The following is a 1107-nucleotide window of genomic DNA, read 5'->3' as shown; positions in this document are numbered from 1 at the left end:
AAAAAAGACCTCATGGTATGATGAGATCAACACTGTTGACCGGAGGGGATTTTCTTATGCCGCCACGTAAAGGGCAAAAACAGCAGCAATATGACGAAGCAACGAAGAGCGAAGCAGTACGTTTGCGGGTTGAGGAGCATTGGAGCTACCCAATGATAATGGAGAAATTAGGCATTAAAAGTAAGACGCAGATTCGGGAGTGGGTACAGAAACGGCAAAACGGTGAAACGTTTGAAGACTATAGAGGGCGATGGATCAAGAAGTATTTCAGCAGTCTAGAGGAAGAGAACAACTACTTGAAAGCGCAGGTCGAATACCTAAAAAAGCTCAATCCAAATCTACACGGGGAGGGAAGTTGGATAAGCAAACCCGGTTTAGGACGATCGAAGAAATGAGTCGCAAGTACGCTGTGGTCATGCTATGCGAAATAGCGGAGGTCTCCCGGGCGGGCTACTACAAGTGGAAGGCGACGGAGAAGGTTCGTAAGGTACGTGTGGAGCAGGATGCCGACCTAAAGGAACATATACTGGCAATTCACCGCATTCGCCCATACTTTGGGTATAAACGAATGCGCACGGCTCTACGCAAAGAGGGACTACAAGTAAATACGAAGAAAGTTCGCCGACTGATGCGAGAATTGGGCATCCGCTCAGTGATCCGCAAAAAGCGTCCATTTGCCGGCCGCAAGCCCTCCATCGTGTTCAACAATGTCCTTAATCGCCAGTTCGCTGCGGACGAGGCTAGAAAGAAATATGTAACCGATATTACCTATATTCGAGTCGTCGATGACTTCATTTATCTGTCCGTGGTCCTGGATCTGTATAATAACGAAACGGTTGCTTGGGAAGTGTCGGAGAGAAACGATCTTGATCTTGTGCTGTCTACGGTGAAGCAACTGGGTAATGGAGATGCGATCCTGCACTCCGACCAAGGATTCCAGTACACTACCAAGACATACGCAAATCTGTTGCAAGAACAAGGGCTAACCGGAAGCCATTCCAGACGGGGGAACTGCTTCGACAACGCTTGTGTTGAATCGTTTTTTTCACACCTGAAGACGGAAAAGTTGTATCTGGAGAAACCAAGAGATATAGCTCACGCTCGCAA

Annotated in this window: 1 protein-coding gene; it reads left to right on the top strand. The window is 47.8% G+C overall.

Going from position 1 to position 1107, the window contains the following annotated elements:
* Positions 1-56 precede the first annotated feature (56 nt).
* Positions 57-1107 (top strand): IS3 family transposase gene (locus AC27IT_RS27660; RefSeq protein ID WP_429782500.1). Its coding sequence is split into 2 segments (ribosomal slippage), with 1052 coding nucleotides annotated over them: positions 57-315 and positions 315-1107; the frame shifts between segments, so codons are not numbered across the junction. This gene is flagged as partial in the annotation.

Source organism: Brevibacillus sp. YAE8, assembly GCF_057543335.1.
Note: the sequence above shows the minus strand (reverse complement) of the source record. Positions and strands in the feature narration are given on the sequence as shown.